The organism is Dyadobacter sp. CY261 (assembly GCF_021440085.1).
Taxonomy (GTDB): domain Bacteria; phylum Bacteroidota; class Bacteroidia; order Cytophagales; family Spirosomataceae; genus Dyadobacter.
The window spans coordinates 453,777-472,872 of sequence record NZ_JAKCPW010000001.1 but is presented as its reverse complement, the minus strand read 5'-3'; the positions used below and the strand labels follow the sequence as shown (position 1 = coordinate 472,872).

Here is a 19,096-nt window from a genome sequence, read left to right as displayed (position 1 = left end):
TGTAACGGCACTTTTGATCGTTACCACTTATAGAATAGTTGAAGCACCCTCATGAATGTTACCGAAAAATCAACCGAATTCATCACCGAATTCAAGAACAGTTTCCAAAATGACTCGCTCGTCAAACTTTCGCTCGGGAACTACCACGGATCAGATGAGAGCCTGAAAAACATCTATATTAAAAAAGTCCTCATCAAAAAAGAGCCCCGTCTTAGTCTCACATACCGCTATAAGACGCGTGACATTACCAAAAACCATACGTTGGAAGAATTTTTGGGAATGCTGGAGCAATGGCTGGGCACCGACTTCCGGGTGGCTACTTTGCAGACAGTTTCGGCGGACATTTATTTCGAAATACATCCCAGCGGAAAAACGACCTTAAAGAAAAAGGCCATTGTTGAGCGGGAAATGCCATCGCTGACGCACGACAAAAACAAAAACAGGCTCATTTCTCCCACCAACAAAGGCTACCTGTTCGATCTGAAAATCACCGATCAGCAGGGAAATGTCTATCACAATGCGCAGGATAAATTCAGGCAGATCAACCACTATATCGAGGTCCTGAGCAACCTGATCAAGGAAATTGCTCCGGATGGCCAGATCAAGGTTGCTGATATGGGTTCGGGTAAAGGATACCTCACATTCGCGTTGTACGATTACCTCAAAAACGTGCTGGGCCTCGATCCGGAAGTCGTCGGAATCGAGTTTCGCGAGGATCTGGTGACATTGTGCAACCAGATCGCCAAGAACGTGGAATTTGACGGATTAACCTTTCAGGAAGGCACGATCGAACAGTTCGATGCTACCGGCACCGATATGCTCATCGCATTACATGCCTGCGATACGGCTACCGATGACGCCATTTTCAAAGGCATTCAGGCCGGTTCAGAGCTCATTGTTGTCGCACCCTGCTGTCACAAGCAAATCCGTCGGCAGATCGAAAAGCACAAGACCGAAAACGATGTCAGCTTTCTCACCCGGCACGGTATTTTCCTGGAAAGACAGGCGGAAATGGTAACCGACGGGATCCGCGCGCTGATGCTGGAATATTTTGGGTATAAAACAAAAGTGTTCGAATTCATTTCGGACGCACATACACCCAAAAACGTGCTGATCGTAGCAACAAAAGGGAACCGGAGCGAAAAATTACAGGCCGCGACGCTTGAAAAAATCAGGGACGCCAAACAGTTTTTTGGCATTGAATACCATCACCTTGAAAGATTGGCAGGCATTTGAAGTCGTCAAATGAACCCATTTTCTCTTTCCTGTGGCTATATTTGCAACTTTTTGTGAACTCAATAATTGATTATGTGGAATAAAATAGCAGCTTACATTATCCGCTACCGGCTTCTGTGGGTTGCATTAGTGTTAGTGTCGACGGTCTTTATTGCCTATGAAGCCAGCAAGATTGAACTCTCCTATAATTTCGCCCGAATTCTTCCTTCCAATGATCCTGTGGAGAAAGAATATCAGGACTTCCGCAAGCTTTTCGGCGAAGACGGCAGCGTAATGGTCATCGGGTGGCAAGACCCACAGCTGTTCGAAATCAATAAATTCCGCGACTGGTGCAAGCTTTCGCAGCAAATCAAGGAAACGGAAGGAATCAAAACTGTGCTCTCACTCGCCAATGTTTATAAGATTACCCGTAATGACAGTCTCACCCGTTTCGACTTCACTCCGGTTATCCGCGACATTCCCACTACACAAACGGAGGCCGACAGTCTCAAAAAAGAAATTACCAACCTACCCATTTACGAAGGGCTGGTGCTAAACAGCAAAACCAACGCGACCCTTATCGTCATCACCTTCAACGACAAGGAACTCAACTCCAAGCGCCGATTGACAATCGTTGGCGACATCGAAAAAATGGCGGAAGAGTTCGCCGTTAAATACAACACTGACTTGCATTATTCCGGGATGCCTTACATCCGGACCGTGAACATGAAAAAGATCTCCGGTGAAATGGAGTTGTTTATGGGGCTGGCTGTATTTGTAACATTAGTCATTCTCTGGGCATTTTTCCGTTCTTTCCGGCTCACGTTACTGTCGATCGTTGTAGTGCTGATCGGCGTGGTGTTCTCAGTTGGGATATTGCATTTATTTAATTACAAAATCACCGCATTAACTGGCCTAATCCCTCCCCTGCTGATCGTAATCGGTGTGCCCAATTGCGTGTTCCTGATCAACAAGTACCAGACGGAGCTTGTATTACATAACAACAAGGACGAAGCATTGCGCGAAATGATCCGGCAGATCGGCTTGTCGACGTTCCTTGCCAACATGACCACGGCTATCGGTTTTGGGGTATTTTATTTCACAAACAGTATTCTCCTGGTTGAATTCGGTGTGGTGGCCGCCATCAGCGTGATGGTCACCTATGTGCTTTGTCTGGTGCTTTTGCCCATTACGCTACATTACATGAGCGCACCAAAACCACGTCATTTGAAACACCTTGACGGAAAGTGGGCTTCCGGATTTCTGAAAATGATTGACCGGCTCGTACATCACCGCCGGAAGGAGATTTACATTGCGATGGTGGTTATGATCATCGTTTCGGCTATTGGGATGACCAAAATCAAAACCATCGGCTACGTGGTGGACGATCTGCCGAAGAAAGACGTTGTGTATACCGACTTACGTTTTTTCGAAAAGAACTTCAATGGTGTATTGCCGTTCGAGGTAATGATCAACACCAAACAGCCGAACGGCGTTTTTGCCGATCAGGCCAGGACGCTTTATAAAATCAAGGCGTTTCAAAACGAAATGGCCAAATTTCCCGAGTTCTCGAAGCCGGTTTCGATTGTGGAGGCGTCTAAATTCCTATACCAGGGTTACCGTGGCGGAGACAGCAAGTATTACGCATTGCCGGGTGTTTTGGAACTGAATAAAATGACACCTTACCTGCAAAGCCAGCAAGGCGCTGCGAAGCAACTCTCGTCGTTCCTGAACGATGACAAAAGCGTTACCCGCCTGAGCTTCCAGATGGCCGACGTCGGTTCGGAACGGATCAAAGAGCTAATGAACCGGATCCGCCCAAAGGTAGATTCGATTTTCAGCCCCGGGCAATACAAAGTGAGCCTTACCGGCCACAGCCTGGTTTTCCTGAAAAGCAACGATTACCTGCTCAGCAACTTGTATGAAAGTCTGCTGATCGCCATTGTCCTCATCGCGATCGTAGGAATGGTGTTGTTCCGCTCGGTCCCCATCATCCTGCTTTCCAAACTGCCCTGTCTGATCCCACTTGCACTGACAGCCGGTATTATGGGTTATTTCGATATTTATTTTAAACCGACGACCATCCTGATTTTCAGCATTACATTCGGGATCGCCTCAGACGGTACGGTATATTTTCTGACACGCTATCGCGAAGAGCTTCACAAGAATGGCCTGACACCTTCCAAAGCGGTTACTGCATCCATTTTCGGAACCGGTTTGAGTATGATTTACACCGCGGTGATCCTGTTTTGCGGTTTCTCGATCTTCTCCGCGTCGAGTTTCGGGGGAACAGCGGCGATGGGTGTAATGGTGTCAATCACATTGCTAGTAGCCATGTGTACTAACTTGATCCTTCTGCCCGCATTATTGCTCTCGATTGCCAAATGGCAGGGTAAAAATGTAAAGCCGAGCTAAATGGGGTTTAGAGTTTATGAGTTTAAAGTAAACATTCGTAAACTTTGAGCTTATAAACTCCAAAACTCCTATCACATAATGAAAAAACTCTTTACAGCGCTGTCCATGTCCATAGCAGGGATGGCGCTACCTGTTTCAGCCCAAACCGATTTTCAGGCCGACTCGATTTTCATCCGGAAAATTTACAATGCTGCCCTGGCCGAAGGCAAGTCCTATGAATGGCTACGACATCTGACCCAGCAGGTCGGACCAAGGCTGAGCGGCTCAGACGGGGCTGCCAAGGCCGTAGTTTACACCCAATCGGTGATGAAAGGTGAGCATTTCGATCGGGTTTTTCTGCAAAATGTGATGGTACTGCATTGGGTACGTGGTGCGAAAGAGAAAGCCCGGATCATCAGTGGTAAACAAAAAACAGAAGTCCCGATCGCGGCATTGGGCGGTTCGATTGCCACGCCGAAAGGCGGTATTAAGGCCAAAGTGATTGAGGTAACCACCTTCCAACAGCTCCGTGAGCTGGGTACCGAGAAGGTGAAAGGTAAAATTGTGTTCTTCAACCGTCCGATGGACCCCACCAAGATCAATACATTCGAAGCATACGCCGGGGCCGTCGAACAACGTGGTGCGGGGGCTAGTGAAGCCGCCAAAATGGGGGCGATCGGTTCGATTACCCGTTCGATGACAACCCGCCTCGACGACTTCCCGCATACAGGCAGCATGCGTTACGCCGCGGGTGCTCCGATGATCCCGGCCGCGGCTATCAGCACCAACGGGGCGGAATTGCTCAGTAAAGCATTAAAGGCAAATCCCGAAACGGAATTCTATTTTGAACAAAACTGCGAAATACTCCCCGACGCGCCCTCCCATAATGTGATCGGCGAACTGAAGGGTACATCCAGCCCCGGCAAGTTCATCGCGGTCGGTGGCCACCTTGATTCCTGGGACTTTGCACAGGGCGCACACGATGACGGTTCAGGCTGTGTGCAATCCATCGAAGCCGTTCGGATCCTGAAAGCCTTGGGCTACCAACCACACAATACGCTTCGGGCTGTGATGTTTATGAATGAAGAGAATGGTATGAGGGGCGGCATTACCTACGCGGATTCTGCCAAATCTAAAAAAGAACTACACCTTGCAGCCATTGAGTCGGATCACGGCGGGTTTTCGCCACGGGGATTCGGTATTGTCGGAGCTCCTGCTCAAAAGGCTAAAATCCAACAATGGACGAAGCTTTTTATCCCCTACGGCATTCACGAGCTGGGTCCAGGTGGCGGTGGTGCGGATATCGGCCCACTCGCACAGCAAGGCACGGTATTGCTTGGTCTGATGCCGGATACGCAACGTTACTTCGATTATCACCACGCCGCCAACGACAAGTTCGAGGCCGTCAGCAAGCGCGAACTCGAACTAGGTGCTGCGGCGATGGCATCTATGCTCTACCTGATCGACAAGTACGGTTTGGAATAAAACGGCAAAGGTGGGGCTTACCCCACCTTTGCTATTCGATTTTCTCAAAAGACTTGTCCATCCACTCCTCCGGGATATCGTCCAGCGCTTGCTTGAGCTTTTCGGCCCACAACCGCGACACTTCTTCCATATCCTTTTGCTCGTAGCGATGCTCTACAATCGAGAAACTATCTTTTTTATACAAAATAACATCGATCGGAAAATCGACGTCATTGTTGCTCACACGTGTCGAATCAAATGACAGGAAGCCTGCTTTTAATGCCTGCTTCATAGTAGAATCTTCATTCAGGACGCGGTTCAGGATCGCTTTTCCCTGACCCGAGTTGCCGATGATCACATAAGGCGACCCTTCATCGAGTTCCACCCAGTTGCCCTCAGAATAGAGCAGGAACAATTTATGGCCCTCGTCATCCTTCATTTGGCCGCCTACAATGGAGTTCAGGTTAAATTTGAAGCCTGCTCTATCCAAAGCCCCTTTGTCTTCCTCGGCCACCCGTTTGATCTGCTCCCCAAAGGCATTCACGGCCTTGTACATTTTATTGTAGGTGACACCCTCATTAATGAGTTCTTCAAAATAATGTACTGCTTTGTCACGCACCGAACGCAATCCGCTTGTCATGATAAACATCGAATAATTGTCCTTTTGCTTGATGTACACCTTCTTTTTGGTGGTGGTGTTTGTACCAGCTGTAATTCGCGTGTCGGCGAGCGCTACAAGCCCTTCTTTTACTTTTATTCCTAAACAATAAGTCATTTTACTACACTTTAAACCAGCCCTTATGCAGCATTTCGCACGTTTTCAGGCATTATACACTCAATAAACTGACCCTAAAAGTACCAAATCACCCGATGAACACCGCAATAATTCCCTTTTTCATCGATATTTAAGACAAACTAATCCACGCCACCGCCATGATCCACACTGTTCACCACTTAGCAGAGCGAGACGAACACCTAATTGTGGCCACACCCTGGACCATCACCGACATTTTTGTATGCGAGCCGAACGCACCGGTAAGACCTGGACACCGACACTACCTGGAAGCTTTCACCACAGCCATTAAACCGGACGAAGCATCAGCAAGGATACATTTAACTGGTAACAAAGAACTTGCCGGCACCACATTAAACCTGATCGCGGTAAGTCCGGGATGCATTTACCCCAAAGCAAATACGAATTTCTAACGCTGTTAAATTCCTTTATTCGATCCAAAGCAGCCATGAAAACAGTATATGAGGCATGAAACTATATCAAATTGTGATCATACTGTGCATGCTGGCCTGTGGCGGCACACAAAATCCTGCACCGTTGGTGCCCAGCCAGCCGGAAGAAAGTGGCAAAGCGCGATACCTGGCACTGGGCGATTCATATACCATCGGGCAAAGTGTCGCGCCGGACGAGCGCTGGCCGGTAATATTAGCAAATGAGCTGGAAGATGGGGGAAAGTCCATAGCTACGCCACAAATCGTCGCAAGGACCGGCTGGACGACGCGTAACCTGCTCGATGCATTGGAACAAAGCCCACCGACAGGAACATTCGATCTGGTGTCGCTCCTGATTGGTGTCAATAACCAATACCAGGGCAGGAATAAGGAAGAATACCGCATCGAATTTCGACAGTTATTGCAGAAATCGATCACTTATGCCGGCGGGGACGCGGGGAATGTATTCGTCCTCTCCATTCCCGACTGGGGTGTAACAGCCATGGGCGAGGGTAACCGCGATCATATTGCCGCAGAAATAGACAGCTTCAACGCCATTGCCAAAGACGAGTGCGATAAGCTGAAAATTGTTTTTATCGACATTACCGGCATTTCCCGAAAAGCATTGAATGACCCCACGATGATCGCCAGCGACCAGCTCCATTTCTCCGGTAAAATGTACAGATTGTGGGTCAATGACGTCATTTTAGAGGTCAGGAAGCTATTTTGATTAAACTAAAAACCTCCGCTGGATGGCCAGCAGAGGTTTATGTACTATTATTCCAAAATTCTAATAACCTTAACTAAGCTTCTTCCCATGCTTTGAGGCGGATAACGAGCCCATCCATCGCATCCGAGGGCCGCAACTGGCACGATAGGCGGCTGTTCGCGTCCGCATTGGGTAGCGTGTCCAGCGTATCCAACTCCTGGTCGTTGGATCCCGGCAGCTTGTCCTTACCTTCCAGCACTTCAATATGGCAGGTCGCGCAGAGCGCCATTCCCCCGCATGTTGCTTGTATGTCGTATTCGTATGCTTTCAGGATCTCCATCAGGTTGAAGCCCATATCGGTAGGTACTTCCAATGCCTGACGATCTCCTAAGTCGTTCTCTATGAATATATTGATCATGACTAAAATGGGTTTACACCGTTAACCGTAGTGTATTTAAAACTCAATTTCTGGTCGGGGTAAACGTACTTGAATGCGCTCTGCATCATGATGGCGGCCTCATGGAAACCGCACAAGATTAATTTTAACTTACCCGGATAAGTATTGATGTCGCCTATGGCGTAAATGCGTTCGACATTGGTGGAGTAATCCACCGTATCGACAATGATGGCTGATTTTTCCACGCCCAGGTTCCAGTCAGCTATGGGGCCGAGCTTAGGACTGAGACCAAAAAGCGGAATAAAATCATCGGTAGGAATGCTGGTGACAGACTTGTCGTTTCCTAAAATGGAAACCTCTTTCAACACCCCGTTACCGCCCAGTTTGCTCACCTGTGCTTGTAGAATCAGGTCAATTTTACCCCTGCCAGCCAAATCATGCACTTTTTCGGCAGAATCGGGCGCTCCGCGGAAAGTATCGCCGCGGTGCACGAGTGTAACACGTTCGGCGATTTCGGCCAAAAAGATTGTCCAGTCGAGCGCGGAATCACCACCACCGGCGAGCACGACTTTGCGTCCCCTGAATTGCTCCGGCTTTTTGACCATGTAGTGTACGCCCCTGCCTTCGAAATATTCCAGTTGCTCTACGGCTGGCTTGCGCGGTTCGAAGCTACCGAGCCCGGCTGCAATCACCACCACCTGGCAATGCACGTGGGTGCCTTCGTTGGTACGGACAATATAACTGCCATCTTCCTGCTTTTCGAGCGCCTCTACCCTTTCGCCCAATGTAAAACCGGGTTTGAACTCCTCGATCTGCCGCATGAGGTTGTTCACAAGGTCTTCGGCGATAATGGCCGGTGCTCCGGGAATGTCGTAAATAGGCTTTTGAGGATAAATTTCGGCAAGCTGCCCGCCCACTACCGGCAGGGCGTCGATGAGGTGGCAGCGCATTTTCAGCAACCCTGCCTCGAATACTGCGAAGAGCCCTACTGGCCCCGCGCCGATAATGCAAATGTCTGTGTGAATCATAACCTGATGTGACTGAGAATTTTGGAAATTTTGATGATTCAAATGTACCGCTCATTCACATCAGGTGCCAATCACAAATGGTTATGCTATATAACCAAAAGTTATGAGATCACATTTCGGTGATCATAAATTGCATCATATCCGGAAGTATTTCGATCTCCACTTCGAGCGGCTTTTCCATTTTCAGCCGTTCGTCGTCGGCATGAACATCCTTGCCTTCCCAGAGGATTTTCAGCTTTTTGGCCCTGATGGTCGAAAAGCTGAATTCTTTATCGTCATCATTAATACGGCTCTGCAAAAACGATTCGAACCTGTTGCGGCTCGCTTCCGACACCATTACCACGTCCAGGAAACCATCGCCTGGTTCCGCATTACTCGCCAGCACAAGGTTCGGGCCCATAGAGCGGATATTCATGATTTCGACCATAATGTAATTCCCCGAATGCTCTACACCGTCGGCTATGATCGTACATCGCCGGGCCTCGTAGCTTTGGACGATTTCCAGCAGCACTGAGCGGGCGGCTTTCAATTTTTCTTCTGCCGTATTGCCGATATCGCTCTCGATTTTGTCCATCACCTTCATGAGTCGGGGAAAAATGCCATAACCGAATGCTTCCAGGAAGAAAAGGTCATCGCATATTCCATGGACCCGGCCGATATCGAACGGTTGCAGGTGGTAACGGTGCCAATGCGGAATAATGTCTTTGGGATGGCCATTGATCTGCAATGCCGTCGCAATGTTATTGGCGGTGCCGTGCGGCAGAAGCGCGAGAGGATATTGCTTGTCGAGCCGCTTGCGTTTCATCAGCGCCTTCGCTGCACGCCGTACTGTCCCGTCGCCGCCTGCGATAATCAAGAAGTCAATGTCATTTTCAAACTCATCCCATCCTTCCTCTTTCACCGATGCATAATTGCAGTCGAAGCCTTCTTTCTCGATGAGCCTGACGAGTTCCTTTTTGGAAAAGTCGTTATCCCCGGCTGTGGGGTTGTGTAAAAGGGTTGTTCGTTTCATATCCGGATGTATAGCCTACATGCCATTTTATAAAAAACATACCAGGCATAATTTTATTAATACTCACCTGAAAACGCTATACGTTATGAAAATTCTGGTAACGAACGACGATGGAATATACAGCCCGGGTATTGCGGCGCTTGCCAAAATTGCCTCGCGGTTCGGGGAGGTTAAAATTGTGGCCCCCGATGTAGAACAATCATCTATGGGCCATGCGATTACGGCATCCCGACCTCTTTCCTATAAAAAATCACCCATTGATTTCAATGGCATCGACGCCTACCGTGTCAATGGAACACCAGCCGATTGCGTGGCGCTTGGGCAACATTTGTGGGACAAACCCGATGTGGTGCTTTCGGGAATCAATCTGGGGCCAAATCTGGGGAATGCGATGTGGCATTCGGGCACGCTGGCCGCAGCCAAGCAAGCAGTATTGTTCGGTATTAAAGGCATTGCATTAAGCACGCCAACGGATATTGAACCCGATTTCGACGCCCTCGATCCGTTTGTGGAAAGAGCGCTGGACTTGCTTTTCAAAAATCCGCATTTAAATCTGGTCAATGTAAACTTCCCGCACAACCCCCAGGGCGTGCGCTGGACGCGGCAGTCGGTGCGGCTCTACGACAACAACATTGTCCCGGCCCTCGACCCCATGGGCCGCAAGCATTACTGGTTTACCGTAGTGCCCCTGGAACCTGCCGAAGAAGGTACCGATCGCTGGGCCATTGAAAACCATTACGTTTCCATTACACCTCTCCGCCTCGATCTGACCAACGAAGCCGAGCTCGTAAAAGCGCAGCTTGCCTACCCCATTACCTAAGTAGCTTCGGCAGCCGAACCGTCTTGGGGCTGTATTTTGTTATGTTAAATTATTTACGAGACGTTCCATCAGAGTACCTCTATCCCGCGCCCAATCAGGTGCGGGATTTTTTTGGCGAAAGTCTTTACAAAATCGTTAAGGGGTAGAATGGACAAAATGCAGTCTTATCCCCAAACAGACGTATTTTCGTTCATTCCTGAATCCAAGAAATCAGTTATTCCCCATCATGAAACAAACCAATATTGGCAATTATCGCTGGGTTATTTGCGCATTACTCTTCTTTGCAACCACCATCAACTATATCGATAGACAGATTCTTGGACTCCTGAAACCGACCCTCGAAACTGAATTCAACTGGACTGAAAGTGATTACGCCAACATTGTCATGGTTTTCGCCGGATGTTATGCGGCAGGTTATATTGTTTTCGGTAATATCATCGACAAGATCGGCTCCAAACTTGGCTACGCCGTGTCTATCATCATATGGAGCATTGCTGCGATAGCGCATGCGTTTGTCAAAAGCACCTTCGGATTCGGGGCCGTTCGCGCGGTGCTGGGTCTTGGCGAAGCGGGCAACTTCCCGGCGGCGGTAAAAGCCACTGCCGAATGGTTTCCTAAACGAGAACGCGCACTGGCAACGGGTATTTTCAATTCGGGAACGAGCATCGGTGCCGTAGCTGCGCCCATCCTTGTCCCCTGGCTACTGGGCAGTTACGGATGGCAGGGCGCATTCCTGATCACCGGCGCACTCGGCTTTATCTGGTTGTTTTTCTGGTGGTCCATGTATGAAATCCCGTCACGCCACAAGAAACTCGGTACCGAAGAATATGCATTTATCCACAGCGACAATGAGGCCGGAGACGGTGAAAGTCAAAAGCCCATTCACTGGACCAAACTGGTCAGGCTCCCGCAAACATGGGTGTTTATCGTCGGTAAATTCCTGACAGACCCGGTTTGGTGGTTCTTCCTTTTCTGGCTACCCTCCTATTTCGCGACCACATTTGCACTCGATTTGAAAAAACCGAGCCTGCATTTAGCGATCGTTTACACGGCAACTACTTTCGGGAGTATCGGCGGCGGCTATTTGTCCTCTTACCTCATAAAAAAAGGCTGGGCGCCGCTCAGAGCCCGCAAAACAACGTTACTGATCGTGGCGTTTGCTGTAATGCCGATCATCCTCGCGCAGTTTGCGACTGATATTTGGACGGTCGTAGCCATTATCGCGATCGCTACCGCTGCTCACCAGGCTTGGAGCGCCAATATTTTTACGATCGTCTCCGACATTTTCCCCAAACGCGCCGTAAGCTCAGTCGTAGGGATCGGTGGAATGGCCGGCTCGCTGGGCTCGACCTTCTTTCCGCTGCTCGTTGGTGCATTGCTCGATTATTACAAAGGAACCGGTAACATCGGCGCGGGGTATAATATCCTGTTCGTAATCTGTGGTTTGGCCTACATTATTGCATGGCTCATCATCCATTTCCTGACTGCCAAAATGAAACCGGTCGAAGAATCGTTACAGAACTAATCCCGGCTTTCGCCAAAAAATCACCATAGCTACTAATTTTGCTAGTTCAGCATCCTGATGAAGAAGTACCAATATCCCCTCTTGTTTCTGGCAGCTTCATTTATGTTGGTTTATTGCAAAACCAACAAACAATCCAGCCAGCAAAGCTCGACTTCCGCTGCAACCACTGTTGCAAAGGAGGAAAAACCGGCCCAAACTGCCGGAAAATCGCCATTCCTTTCCGCTTCGGAAGCCATCGCCAAAATGCAGGTCGAAGATGGGTTCGAAGTAAAACTCGTTGCTGCCGAGCCGCTTGTGAGTGCTCCTGTGGCCATGCAGTTCGACGATAAGGCCCGCATGTGGGTCGTTGAGATGGTCGGTTATATGCCCGATACCATCGGCACCGGCGAAGACATTCCGAACGGCAACATCGTGATCCTCGACGATAAGAATAAGGACGGCGTGTACGACGATCGCAAGATCGTGATCGATTCGCTCATCCTCCCGCGTGCGATATGCCTGATCGACAACGGCATCCTTGTGGCCGAGCCAACCAATCTCTGGTTTTATGAATTGAAAAATGACCAGGTCGTCAAAAAGACACTTGTGGATCCCAAATACACCGAAGGTGGTAACGTAGAACACCAGCCCAACGGCCTGCTCCGCGCGATGGACAACTGGATCTACAATGCAAAATCCGATAAGCGTTATCGTCGTATTGGCGGTAAGTGGGTGATTGAACATACGCATTTCCGCGGGCAATGGGGTATTTGTCAGGACAATTACGGTCGGCTTTACTATAACAACAATTCCCAAAACCTGCTTGGTGACTATTTCCCGGCCGGCTTCGGTGCCTGGAACAGAAACCAGAAAGGCGTGGCCGGTTATAATGAGAAATCCGTAGCCAACAACAAGGTATATCCGCTTCATCCGACGCCGGGCGTAAACCGCGGCTACATGAAAAACGTCCTCGACGACAGCCTGCGTCTCAACGAATTCACCGCCGCCGCAGGTCCGGTGATTTACCGCGGCGACTTGTTTGGTAAGAATTTCGATTTCAATGCATTTGTACCTGAGCCATCCGCAAACCTGATCAAGCGCGACCTGCTTAATGAAAAAGGCTACGTCGTGAAAGGTGATATTGCCTACAAAGGCAAAGAATTCGTCGCCAGCACCGACGAACGCTTCCGTCCGGTAAGCCTCTACAACGCACCCGACGGCAGCATATTCGTACTCGACATGTACCGGGGCATTATCCAACACAAAACCTATCTGACCCCCTATTTGAAAGGCCAGATAGGTAAACGCGATCTGACGCAGCCTCTTTCGGCAGGCCGTATTTATAAAATTGTTCCAAAAGGTTCGCAACCCAAACCGGTAATCATTCCGGACGGCGCACAGGAATTGGTGAAACTGCTAGGCCACCCCAACGGCTGGGCACGCGACCGCGCACAACAAAAGCTGATCGACGGCAAATACAACCAAACGGTACCCGCATTGCGCGAAGCCATCAAACAAACCGCTAACCCATTGCTGGCGATCCACGCTATGTGGACGCTGGAAGGCTTGAACTCCCTGAAACCTGAGGAAGCATTGAGCTGGATCCGGCAGCCGGCCTGGATTTTCCGCGCACAGGGACTTTACGCGTCGGCGGCAGTGATCACACCTGGCTCCTATCAGCAGTTTGCAACGGCCTTTGACGGCATCGTCGATTCCGGAGATACGCTAGCAGCGCCCTACATTGCATTGCTATGCAAAAGCATCGAAAAGTTTGACCAGAATGCATCCCGCGGGCTACTGAACAAGCTGGCGCTCAAATATCCTAACAACCGCTATGTCTCCGACGCGGTGATCAGCAACTTGCAGGACGTGGAAGAACTCTTCCACGGCGCCATTTCAGCCTCGGTATCCGACCAGAATGCCGTAATCAACAAGCAACTGACGCGCGTCGTAACCGCCATCCGCAGTGCACAGGGAAACCGGAATCCCGAAATGCTGAAAAAGGAATTTCCGAAAGGCGAAGCGCTATTTACTTCCGTGTGCCAAACTTGCCACGGTGCCGATGGCGGCGGCGTGAAATCGCTCGCACCACCACTGAACCAGTCGGAATGGGTAACGGGCGATAAAGACAAACTTATTTCCATTGTCCTTTTCGGCCTAACGGGCCCGGTGAAAGTGAATGGCCACGTGTACCAAACGCCCGAAGTGAGTGGCGACATGCCCGGCATCGGCTACGACAAAGACATGCCCAGTGAAGACATCGCCCAGTTGCTAAGCTTCATCCGCCGCTCTTGGCGTAACAATGCCGACAAGGTCACCACCGAAGAAGTAACCAAAGTCCGCACCAAACTCACAGGCCGGGAAAAAGCATTTACCGAAGCCGAGCTGAATGGAATTTGATGTATGTTTTGAATTTTAAAATAAAGGCACTTCGCGAGAGGTGCCTTTATTTTTAACGCTCACGGCCCCTGACTGCGAGAAAGGCACCGTGTCGCAGCGCTGTTAACCGATACTCACCGGTGCGGCGCAAAGAATCCAGCACGCACTTTTCGGGATTGTCCAGAAACGAATAATCCGTTTCCCCGGCATTGAAGGCAATTGAAAGCCCCGCATATCTCTGGAATGGCGTGTGGATCTCCGAGCACATGGAGATGGAGGCCGGCAAATAAATCTTGGAACCCGAAGGAATGATTTGGGCAAGATCATTCGCTATTTCAAACGTAGGGTCACGGTCCTGATGCAACAATTTATAAGCCATAGTACACACCAAAAGCACCGACATCCCGACCATGATAGTCCAAGACACAACGGTGATTCTCGAAAATATTGCCTGGACTACATCAACAGTGATAGCCGCAAAAAACAGCCCCACAAACGGCATGGCCGGCATTAAATAATAGTCGCCCTGCTTCACACTCGCCAGCATAGGCAAAACAATCAGGGCTGAGGTTAACAATGCGAGGGCACCGAGTTTCTTAGAACTTTGCCGAATCGTCCCTTCAAGCTTTAATCGTTTTCCGATTAATTTCAATACCAACAAAATGGCGAGATGAGGAACAATATTAAAGAATAGTAATCGCGCCAGATAGAAATGGGCGGTCCAATCATTACTGACTTTTTCTCTGTGGCCTAAAAGGGCCGAAACCACCTGACCTTCAAAATAGTTACTGAGTAAAACCCAGGCCGGTGCGTTCAGCAAGATCATCGAAAAGATCAAAGCGACCGTGAGAAAAAGGGCCAACGATCTTAGAAGTGCAGTAATAAGCTCCCGCCTTTCGTAGACAAATCCGTATAATAATGGGAATGCTATCGGAAACAGACCCACCGGACCTTTGGTAAGTCCAGCGCATACAATCATCCCGGCTGAAACCAAAAGATAAAAGGTTTGCCGATTTTTTTCGAATGCCTTTAATTGCAAGCATACGGATGCCAGGCAAAAAACAGCCATTGTGGAGTCAAGCAAATTATTCGGCATGCTCCACCAAACAACCCGAAGCCCATACCACATCATGACCGGAAACCATGTTTGCTTCCGTACGAAATCGTTGTCTCTGAGCAATAACCGCCATACGCCGGATAGCAGTAACACGGTTGCCACCAGCACCAGAAGATTGTAAAAATTCTCCACAAAGGTCGTATCGCCGAATAGCCAAAACAACGCAGCCTGCATTCCAAACATCAATGGCGGATGCTCACAGAAGAACGGACATCGGTTATTGAAAGTTAACCAGAAAGAGTCAGCAAAGTGCGGTTGCCAGAATGAACCCAGCCCGTGTGACATGTTCCTGGCAATGGCGGCATAAGCCAGGCCGTCGACGAACATAGTGTCATCCAGCGACCTGGGAATGAAAGTCATCGAGATGAAGGAGATCGTCAAAATCCAGCCAGCTGTGTTGGGTTTGTAAACGAGAGCATTTTTTAACTTCATATTGTTTCCAAGTATACCGTTGGATGCCATCAAGATTATGACCACTGATAATTTTATGATGCTGCATTGCAGCAAGGAAAACGCAAACTCGAAACCGAATGCCTTTCCACATTCTCGTCATGAATTTTTAAAGATTACCCTTAGCAAGTGAGCACGCAGCCAACCGGGAAACATTTTCAAACGGCAATGGAAGAATTTTTAAATGGTTCAAACGCGTTTATTGGTAGCCAATCTTACCGACCGCCCCGTAGAATGAAAATGATGCCTGAAAAAGAAAATTGAGCAATATGTCACACATTTGAGACACAATACTTACATTTGCCCATCATGAGAGACACCGAGCAAAGCATTATTGACGCTGCGATCCTGATTTTTAATGAAGACCTGTCTGCCCCGCTGGAAAAAGTGGCGGATCAGGCGCAGGTGACGCGGAGGACTTTGCACCGGTATTTCAAAGACCGGAAGGAACTGATGGATAAATGTCAGAAGGAGATCCGCAGGGCTTGTGAAATAGCGATAACTAATGCTTACTACGCTTCGGAAAGCCCATTAGAACGGCTGGAAGGCATGTTTTACGCCGGGCTGGACTGTGGTTCGAAAAACACATTTTTACATAAATTACACACGCTCCACGACCACAAACACCAGGCCGCCAATGAACAATGCTCGGAGTACGATCACACTTTTGAGCTTTGGAAAGGAAATTTGCAGGTATTGCTCGCAAAGGGGGTTATTCATCAAACCATGACGGTTGACTGGATCCATAACTTTTTTCAGAGTGTGGTAGTGGTGTTTATTAATTCCCAACAAAAAGGCTCCATCGATCGCCCGGCAGCACGGCAGCTTGCCTGGTTTTCTTTCAGTAAAGGGATAGGTATTTAAAATTTTTTGTCCAACCATGTCTCATTTTTGAGACATTCGTATAAATTCAATATGATTGATCAACAACATTTCGACGTTGCCATTATTGGCGGCAGCTACGCTGGGCTTTCGGCGGCGATGACGCTCGGCCGTGCCCGACGCAAGGTGGCCATCATCGACAGCGGTAAACCCTGCAACCGCCAGACGCCGCATTCGCACAACCTGATCACCCACGACGGGAAAACACCTGCTGAAATATCCGCCCTCGCACGCGAGCAGGTACTTGCCTACCCGACCGTGAGCCTGCGCACCGGGCTCATAACCTCGGCATCAGGAAGTGATGGTGCATTTTTACTTGGTACCGACGACGGCCTCTTAATACAAGCTAAAAAAATCATTTTCGCGACGGGCATCCGCGATCTGATACCCGAAATCCCTGGTTTTGCGGAAAGTTGGGGCATCAGCGCCATCCATTGCCCCTATTGTCACGGCTACGAATACAGCGACGCCCGCACCGGCGTGCTCATCAACGGTGAAATGGCGCTCGAATACGTGCGCATGATCCGACACTGGACCGCTTCCCTTACGCTTTATACCAATGGTGCTGCGACATTTGACGAAATAACCCGGGAGAAAATGCTCGCTTTCGGTGCGGAAATCGTTGAGACGCCTATTGCTTCGTTGGTTCACGAGGACGGATATCTCAACACTTTGCACCTCAGCGACGGTTCCAGTCGCGAAATCACCGCATTGTACCATCGGCCCGCATTTGTCCAGCATTCCTTATTACCCGAAGAACTGGGTTGCGCACTTACGCCGCAAGGGTTTATCAAAGTCGATGAAGCACAGAAAACCAGCGTTGCAGGTATTTACGCCGCGGGCGATAACAGTGGTGCATTCAGGGGTTTAACAGGGGCAATGGCATCCGGTACCACTGCCGGCGCGAGGCTCAATCATGAATTAATCGGTGAAGAGTACTGATTTGCTTCCTGTAATGCGGTAGTTTTGCGCACAAAGTTGAAAGTTCTTATCCAATGTCCCTATTTAATACTACCGCCCCCATTGTCATCACCTGCTACAAACGCCTTGCGCCATATCTTGAGAAAGAGGTGACAGCGCTTGGTTACCAGGTAGCGGAGACCTTCGCAACGGGGGTGCAGCTCCGCGGCACAGTCAATGACTGCATCAAACTGAACCTCAATCTCTATTGCGCGAGTCAGGTGCTGTATAGCCTCGGCACATTCAGCGCGCGGCATCCTGACGATGTTTACCGCTTCCTTTCGAACATGCAATGGGAGGATATCCTGGCTGCGGATGCATATTTTTCGGTCACCAGCAACGTCATGACCGATACGGTCAATAACACGATGTTCGCGAACCTGCGTGTGAAGGATGCGATTGTCGACAGGCTGCGCGACAAGAAGGGCGTAAGGCCATCGACGGGCTCGGAGTTGAAGGGGGCTGTGGTGCATCTGTTCTGGAAGGACGACCGGGCGGAGACCTTCATCGATACCTCAGGCGAATCGGTGGCGCGACATGGATACCGCAAAATCCCAGGCAAAGCACCCATGCTCGAAGCGCTGGCTTCCGCTACCATTTTCGCCAGCCAGTGGGACCGGAACTCAGCATTCCTCAACCCGATGTGCGGTTCGGGCACGCTCGCCATCGAGGCCGCATTGATCGCCACTAATAGCCGTCCGGGGCTTTTCAGGGATAATTACTCGTTCATGCATTTGCTTGGGTATGACCAGGAAGTGTATTATGCCGAACAGGACAAACTGGAAGCACAGATCATTGAAGCACCAAAAGCACGCATCATTGCTACGGATCATGACCTGAATGCAATTGCCAATGCCAGAAAGAATGCGATCGCCGCCGGTGTGGCCAATATGATCGAATTCGACGTTTGTGATTTTGCAGATTCAGAAGTGCCTCAGGATAATAAGGGTGTCTTTTTTATTAATCCCGAATACGGAGAGCGTCTTGGCGAAATCGGCGAACTTGAAGAAACTTATGCCCGGATTGGTGATTTTATGAAACAGAAATGTGGGGGATATTTCGGGTACGTGTTTACCGGCAACCTGGATCTGGCCAAGAAAATCGGGCTGAAAGCCAAGCGCAGGATTGAGTTTTACTCAGGAAAAATCGATTGCAGGCTGCTGGAATACGAACTTTACGAGGGTTCAAGAAGGGTTTGATAGACTTTATCCGCATCCACCATCACTTTTGGCATACAATTATTGCCAACTTTGGCACAATATTTAGATAATATAAGACATAACCATTTAGAAAAATTGTCATGAAGCAATCACAAAGTTCAGGAACCATGCCGAAAGGCCAGGTCCAGAGCCGACCTGAAAACAAAGACAATCTGGACAGCAGGCGTAGTGAAGAAGAAATGGTGAAAGGTGATAATCTTACCAGTAACCAAAAACAACGTCACAGTCTGGGAAAACAGCAGAGGTAGCATCAATAGAAGCACCTTATTAAATGGTTCCTAAGTTGAGCGAAGTCCGCATGAAAGATCATCCGGACTTCGT

Annotated in this window: 17 protein-coding genes; 12 read left to right on the top strand and 5 right to left on the bottom strand. The window is 49.3% G+C overall.

The features are described 5' to 3' along the window. Positions 1 to 51 precede the first annotated feature (51 nt). The 3 genes from LZD49_RS01925 to LZD49_RS01915 all read left to right on the top strand — a co-directional run bounded on the left by LZD49_RS01925 (position 52) and on the right by LZD49_RS01915 (position 5,094). Positions 52 to 1,236: an SAM-dependent methyltransferase gene (locus tag LZD49_RS01925; protein ID WP_234665624.1), complete on the top strand. Its 1,185-nt coding sequence runs from the start codon at positions 52 to 54 to the stop codon at positions 1,234 to 1,236. A gap of 72 nt (positions 1,237 to 1,308) precedes the next feature. After that, on the top strand, positions 1,309 to 3,630 hold the full coding sequence (locus LZD49_RS01920) for an RND family transporter (protein WP_234665623.1): 2,322 nt from the start codon (positions 1,309 to 1,311) through the stop codon (positions 3,628 to 3,630). Positions 3,631 to 3,708: 78 nt separating this feature from the next. Beyond that, complete coding sequence (locus tag LZD49_RS01915; RefSeq protein WP_234665622.1) at positions 3,709 to 5,094, top strand: M28 family peptidase; 1,386 nt, start codon at positions 3,709 to 3,711, stop codon at positions 5,092 to 5,094. A 31-nt stretch (positions 5,095 to 5,125) separates the two neighbouring features. On the opposite strand, the gene LZD49_RS01910 is transcribed toward LZD49_RS01915, so the two are convergent. Beyond that, on the bottom strand, positions 5,126 to 5,848 hold the full coding sequence (locus LZD49_RS01910; RefSeq protein WP_234665621.1) for a peptidase: 723 nt from the start codon (positions 5,846 to 5,848) through the stop codon (positions 5,126 to 5,128). Positions 5,849 to 6,006: 158 nt separating this feature from the next. Here LZD49_RS01910 and LZD49_RS01905 point away from each other — a divergent pair, with 158 nt between their 5' ends. Both LZD49_RS01905 and LZD49_RS01900 read left to right on the top strand, forming a co-directional pair. Further along, positions 6,007 to 6,279, top strand: a complete 273-nt coding sequence (locus LZD49_RS01905; RefSeq protein ID WP_234665620.1) for a hypothetical protein — start codon at positions 6,007 to 6,009, stop codon at positions 6,277 to 6,279. A 55-nt stretch (positions 6,280 to 6,334) separates the two neighbouring features. Next, a complete protein-coding gene (locus tag LZD49_RS01900; protein ID WP_234665619.1) occupies positions 6,335 to 7,027 on the top strand; it encodes an SGNH/GDSL hydrolase family protein in 693 nt (230 codons plus the stop codon). 73 nt (positions 7,028 to 7,100) lie between these two features. On the opposite strand, the gene LZD49_RS01895 is transcribed toward LZD49_RS01900, so the two are convergent. The 3 genes from LZD49_RS01895 to LZD49_RS01885 form a co-directional block, all read right to left on the bottom strand. Further along, positions 7,101 to 7,424, bottom strand: coding sequence for a 2Fe-2S iron-sulfur cluster-binding protein (locus LZD49_RS01895; RefSeq protein ID WP_234665618.1), 324 nt, complete (start codon positions 7,422 to 7,424; stop codon positions 7,101 to 7,103). Positions 7,425 to 7,426: 2 nt separating this feature from the next. After that, on the bottom strand, positions 7,427 to 8,431 hold the full coding sequence (locus LZD49_RS01890) for an NAD(P)/FAD-dependent oxidoreductase (protein WP_234665617.1): 1,005 nt from the start codon (positions 8,429 to 8,431) through the stop codon (positions 7,427 to 7,429). A 109-nt stretch (positions 8,432 to 8,540) separates the two neighbouring features. Further along, positions 8,541 to 9,443, bottom strand: coding sequence for a diacylglycerol kinase family protein (locus LZD49_RS01885; protein WP_234665616.1), 903 nt, complete (start codon positions 9,441 to 9,443; stop codon positions 8,541 to 8,543). An 85-nt stretch (positions 9,444 to 9,528) separates the two neighbouring features. Between LZD49_RS01885 and surE the strand changes: the two genes are divergently transcribed. The 3 genes from surE (at position 9,529) to LZD49_RS01870 (ending at position 14,167) form a co-directional block, all read left to right on the top strand. After that, the gene (gene surE / locus LZD49_RS01880; RefSeq protein ID WP_234665615.1) at positions 9,529 to 10,263 is read left to right on the top strand and encodes a 5'/3'-nucleotidase SurE; all 735 of its coding nucleotides are present in this window, start codon (positions 9,529 to 9,531) and stop codon (positions 10,261 to 10,263) included. A gap of 226 nt (positions 10,264 to 10,489) precedes the next feature. Beyond that, the gene (locus LZD49_RS01875; RefSeq protein ID WP_234665614.1) at positions 10,490 to 11,788 is read left to right on the top strand and encodes an MFS transporter; all 1,299 of its coding nucleotides are present in this window, start codon (positions 10,490 to 10,492) and stop codon (positions 11,786 to 11,788) included. 57 nt (positions 11,789 to 11,845) lie between these two features. Next, positions 11,846 to 14,167: a c-type cytochrome gene (locus tag LZD49_RS01870; protein ID WP_234665613.1), complete on the top strand. Its 2,322-nt coding sequence runs from the start codon at positions 11,846 to 11,848 to the stop codon at positions 14,165 to 14,167. Positions 14,168 to 14,219: 52 nt separating this feature from the next. Here the strand turns inward: LZD49_RS01870 and LZD49_RS01865 are convergent, their stop codons facing one another. Further along, a complete protein-coding gene (locus LZD49_RS01865) occupies positions 14,220 to 15,695 on the bottom strand; it encodes a glycosyltransferase family 39 protein (RefSeq protein WP_234665612.1) in 1,476 nt (491 codons plus the stop codon). A 327-nt stretch (positions 15,696 to 16,022) separates the two neighbouring features. Here LZD49_RS01865 and LZD49_RS01860 point away from each other — a divergent pair, with 327 nt between their 5' ends. The 4 genes from LZD49_RS01860 (at position 16,023) to LZD49_RS01845 (ending at position 19,023) form a co-directional block, all read left to right on the top strand. Further along, positions 16,023 to 16,577: a TetR/AcrR family transcriptional regulator gene (locus tag LZD49_RS01860; RefSeq protein WP_234665611.1), complete on the top strand. Its 555-nt coding sequence runs from the start codon at positions 16,023 to 16,025 to the stop codon at positions 16,575 to 16,577. Between the two features lie 51 nt (positions 16,578 to 16,628). Beyond that, positions 16,629 to 17,537, top strand: coding sequence for an NAD(P)/FAD-dependent oxidoreductase (locus tag LZD49_RS01855; RefSeq protein ID WP_234665610.1), 909 nt, complete (start codon positions 16,629 to 16,631; stop codon positions 17,535 to 17,537). A 53-nt stretch (positions 17,538 to 17,590) separates the two neighbouring features. Continuing rightward, a complete protein-coding gene (locus tag LZD49_RS01850) occupies positions 17,591 to 18,754 on the top strand; it encodes a class I SAM-dependent RNA methyltransferase (protein WP_234665609.1) in 1,164 nt (387 codons plus the stop codon). Between the two features lie 101 nt (positions 18,755 to 18,855). Next, the gene (locus tag LZD49_RS01845; protein WP_234665608.1) at positions 18,856 to 19,023 is read left to right on the top strand and encodes a hypothetical protein; all 168 of its coding nucleotides are present in this window, start codon (positions 18,856 to 18,858) and stop codon (positions 19,021 to 19,023) included. Positions 19,024 to 19,096 lie beyond the last annotated feature (73 nt).

Excerpts from the sequence above, each read along its gene's own strand:
- LZD49_RS01925 (WP_234665624.1), top strand. The coding sequence starts at position 52 with ATGAATGTTACCGAAAAATCAACCGAATTCATCACCGAATTCAAGAAC.
- LZD49_RS01920 (WP_234665623.1), top strand. The coding sequence starts at position 1,309 with ATGTGGAATAAAATAGCAGCTTACATTATCCGCTACCGGCTTCTGTGG.
- LZD49_RS01915 (WP_234665622.1), top strand. The coding sequence starts at position 3,709 with ATGAAAAAACTCTTTACAGCGCTGTCCATGTCCATAGCAGGGATGGCG.
- LZD49_RS01910 (WP_234665621.1), bottom strand. The coding sequence starts at position 5,848 with ATGACTTATTGTTTAGGAATAAAAGTAAAAGAAGGGCTTGTAGCGCTC.
- LZD49_RS01905 (WP_234665620.1), top strand. The coding sequence starts at position 6,007 with ATGATCCACACTGTTCACCACTTAGCAGAGCGAGACGAACACCTAATT.
- LZD49_RS01900 (WP_234665619.1), top strand. The coding sequence starts at position 6,335 with ATGAAACTATATCAAATTGTGATCATACTGTGCATGCTGGCCTGTGGC.
- LZD49_RS01895 (WP_234665618.1), bottom strand. The coding sequence starts at position 7,424 with ATGATCAATATATTCATAGAGAACGACTTAGGAGATCGTCAGGCATTG.
- LZD49_RS01890 (WP_234665617.1), bottom strand. The coding sequence starts at position 8,431 with ATGATTCACACAGACATTTGCATTATCGGCGCGGGGCCAGTAGGGCTC.
- LZD49_RS01885 (WP_234665616.1), bottom strand. The coding sequence starts at position 9,443 with ATGAAACGAACAACCCTTTTACACAACCCCACAGCCGGGGATAACGAC.
- surE (WP_234665615.1), top strand. The coding sequence starts at position 9,529 with ATGAAAATTCTGGTAACGAACGACGATGGAATATACAGCCCGGGTATT.
- LZD49_RS01875 (WP_234665614.1), top strand. The coding sequence starts at position 10,490 with ATGAAACAAACCAATATTGGCAATTATCGCTGGGTTATTTGCGCATTA.
- LZD49_RS01870 (WP_234665613.1), top strand. The coding sequence starts at position 11,846 with ATGAAGAAGTACCAATATCCCCTCTTGTTTCTGGCAGCTTCATTTATG.
- LZD49_RS01865 (WP_234665612.1), bottom strand. The coding sequence starts at position 15,695 with ATGAAGTTAAAAAATGCTCTCGTTTACAAACCCAACACAGCTGGCTGG.
- LZD49_RS01860 (WP_234665611.1), top strand. The coding sequence starts at position 16,023 with ATGAGAGACACCGAGCAAAGCATTATTGACGCTGCGATCCTGATTTTT.
- LZD49_RS01855 (WP_234665610.1), top strand. The coding sequence starts at position 16,629 with ATGATTGATCAACAACATTTCGACGTTGCCATTATTGGCGGCAGCTAC.
- LZD49_RS01850 (WP_234665609.1), top strand. The coding sequence starts at position 17,591 with ATGTCCCTATTTAATACTACCGCCCCCATTGTCATCACCTGCTACAAA.
- LZD49_RS01845 (WP_234665608.1), top strand. The coding sequence starts at position 18,856 with ATGAAGCAATCACAAAGTTCAGGAACCATGCCGAAAGGCCAGGTCCAG.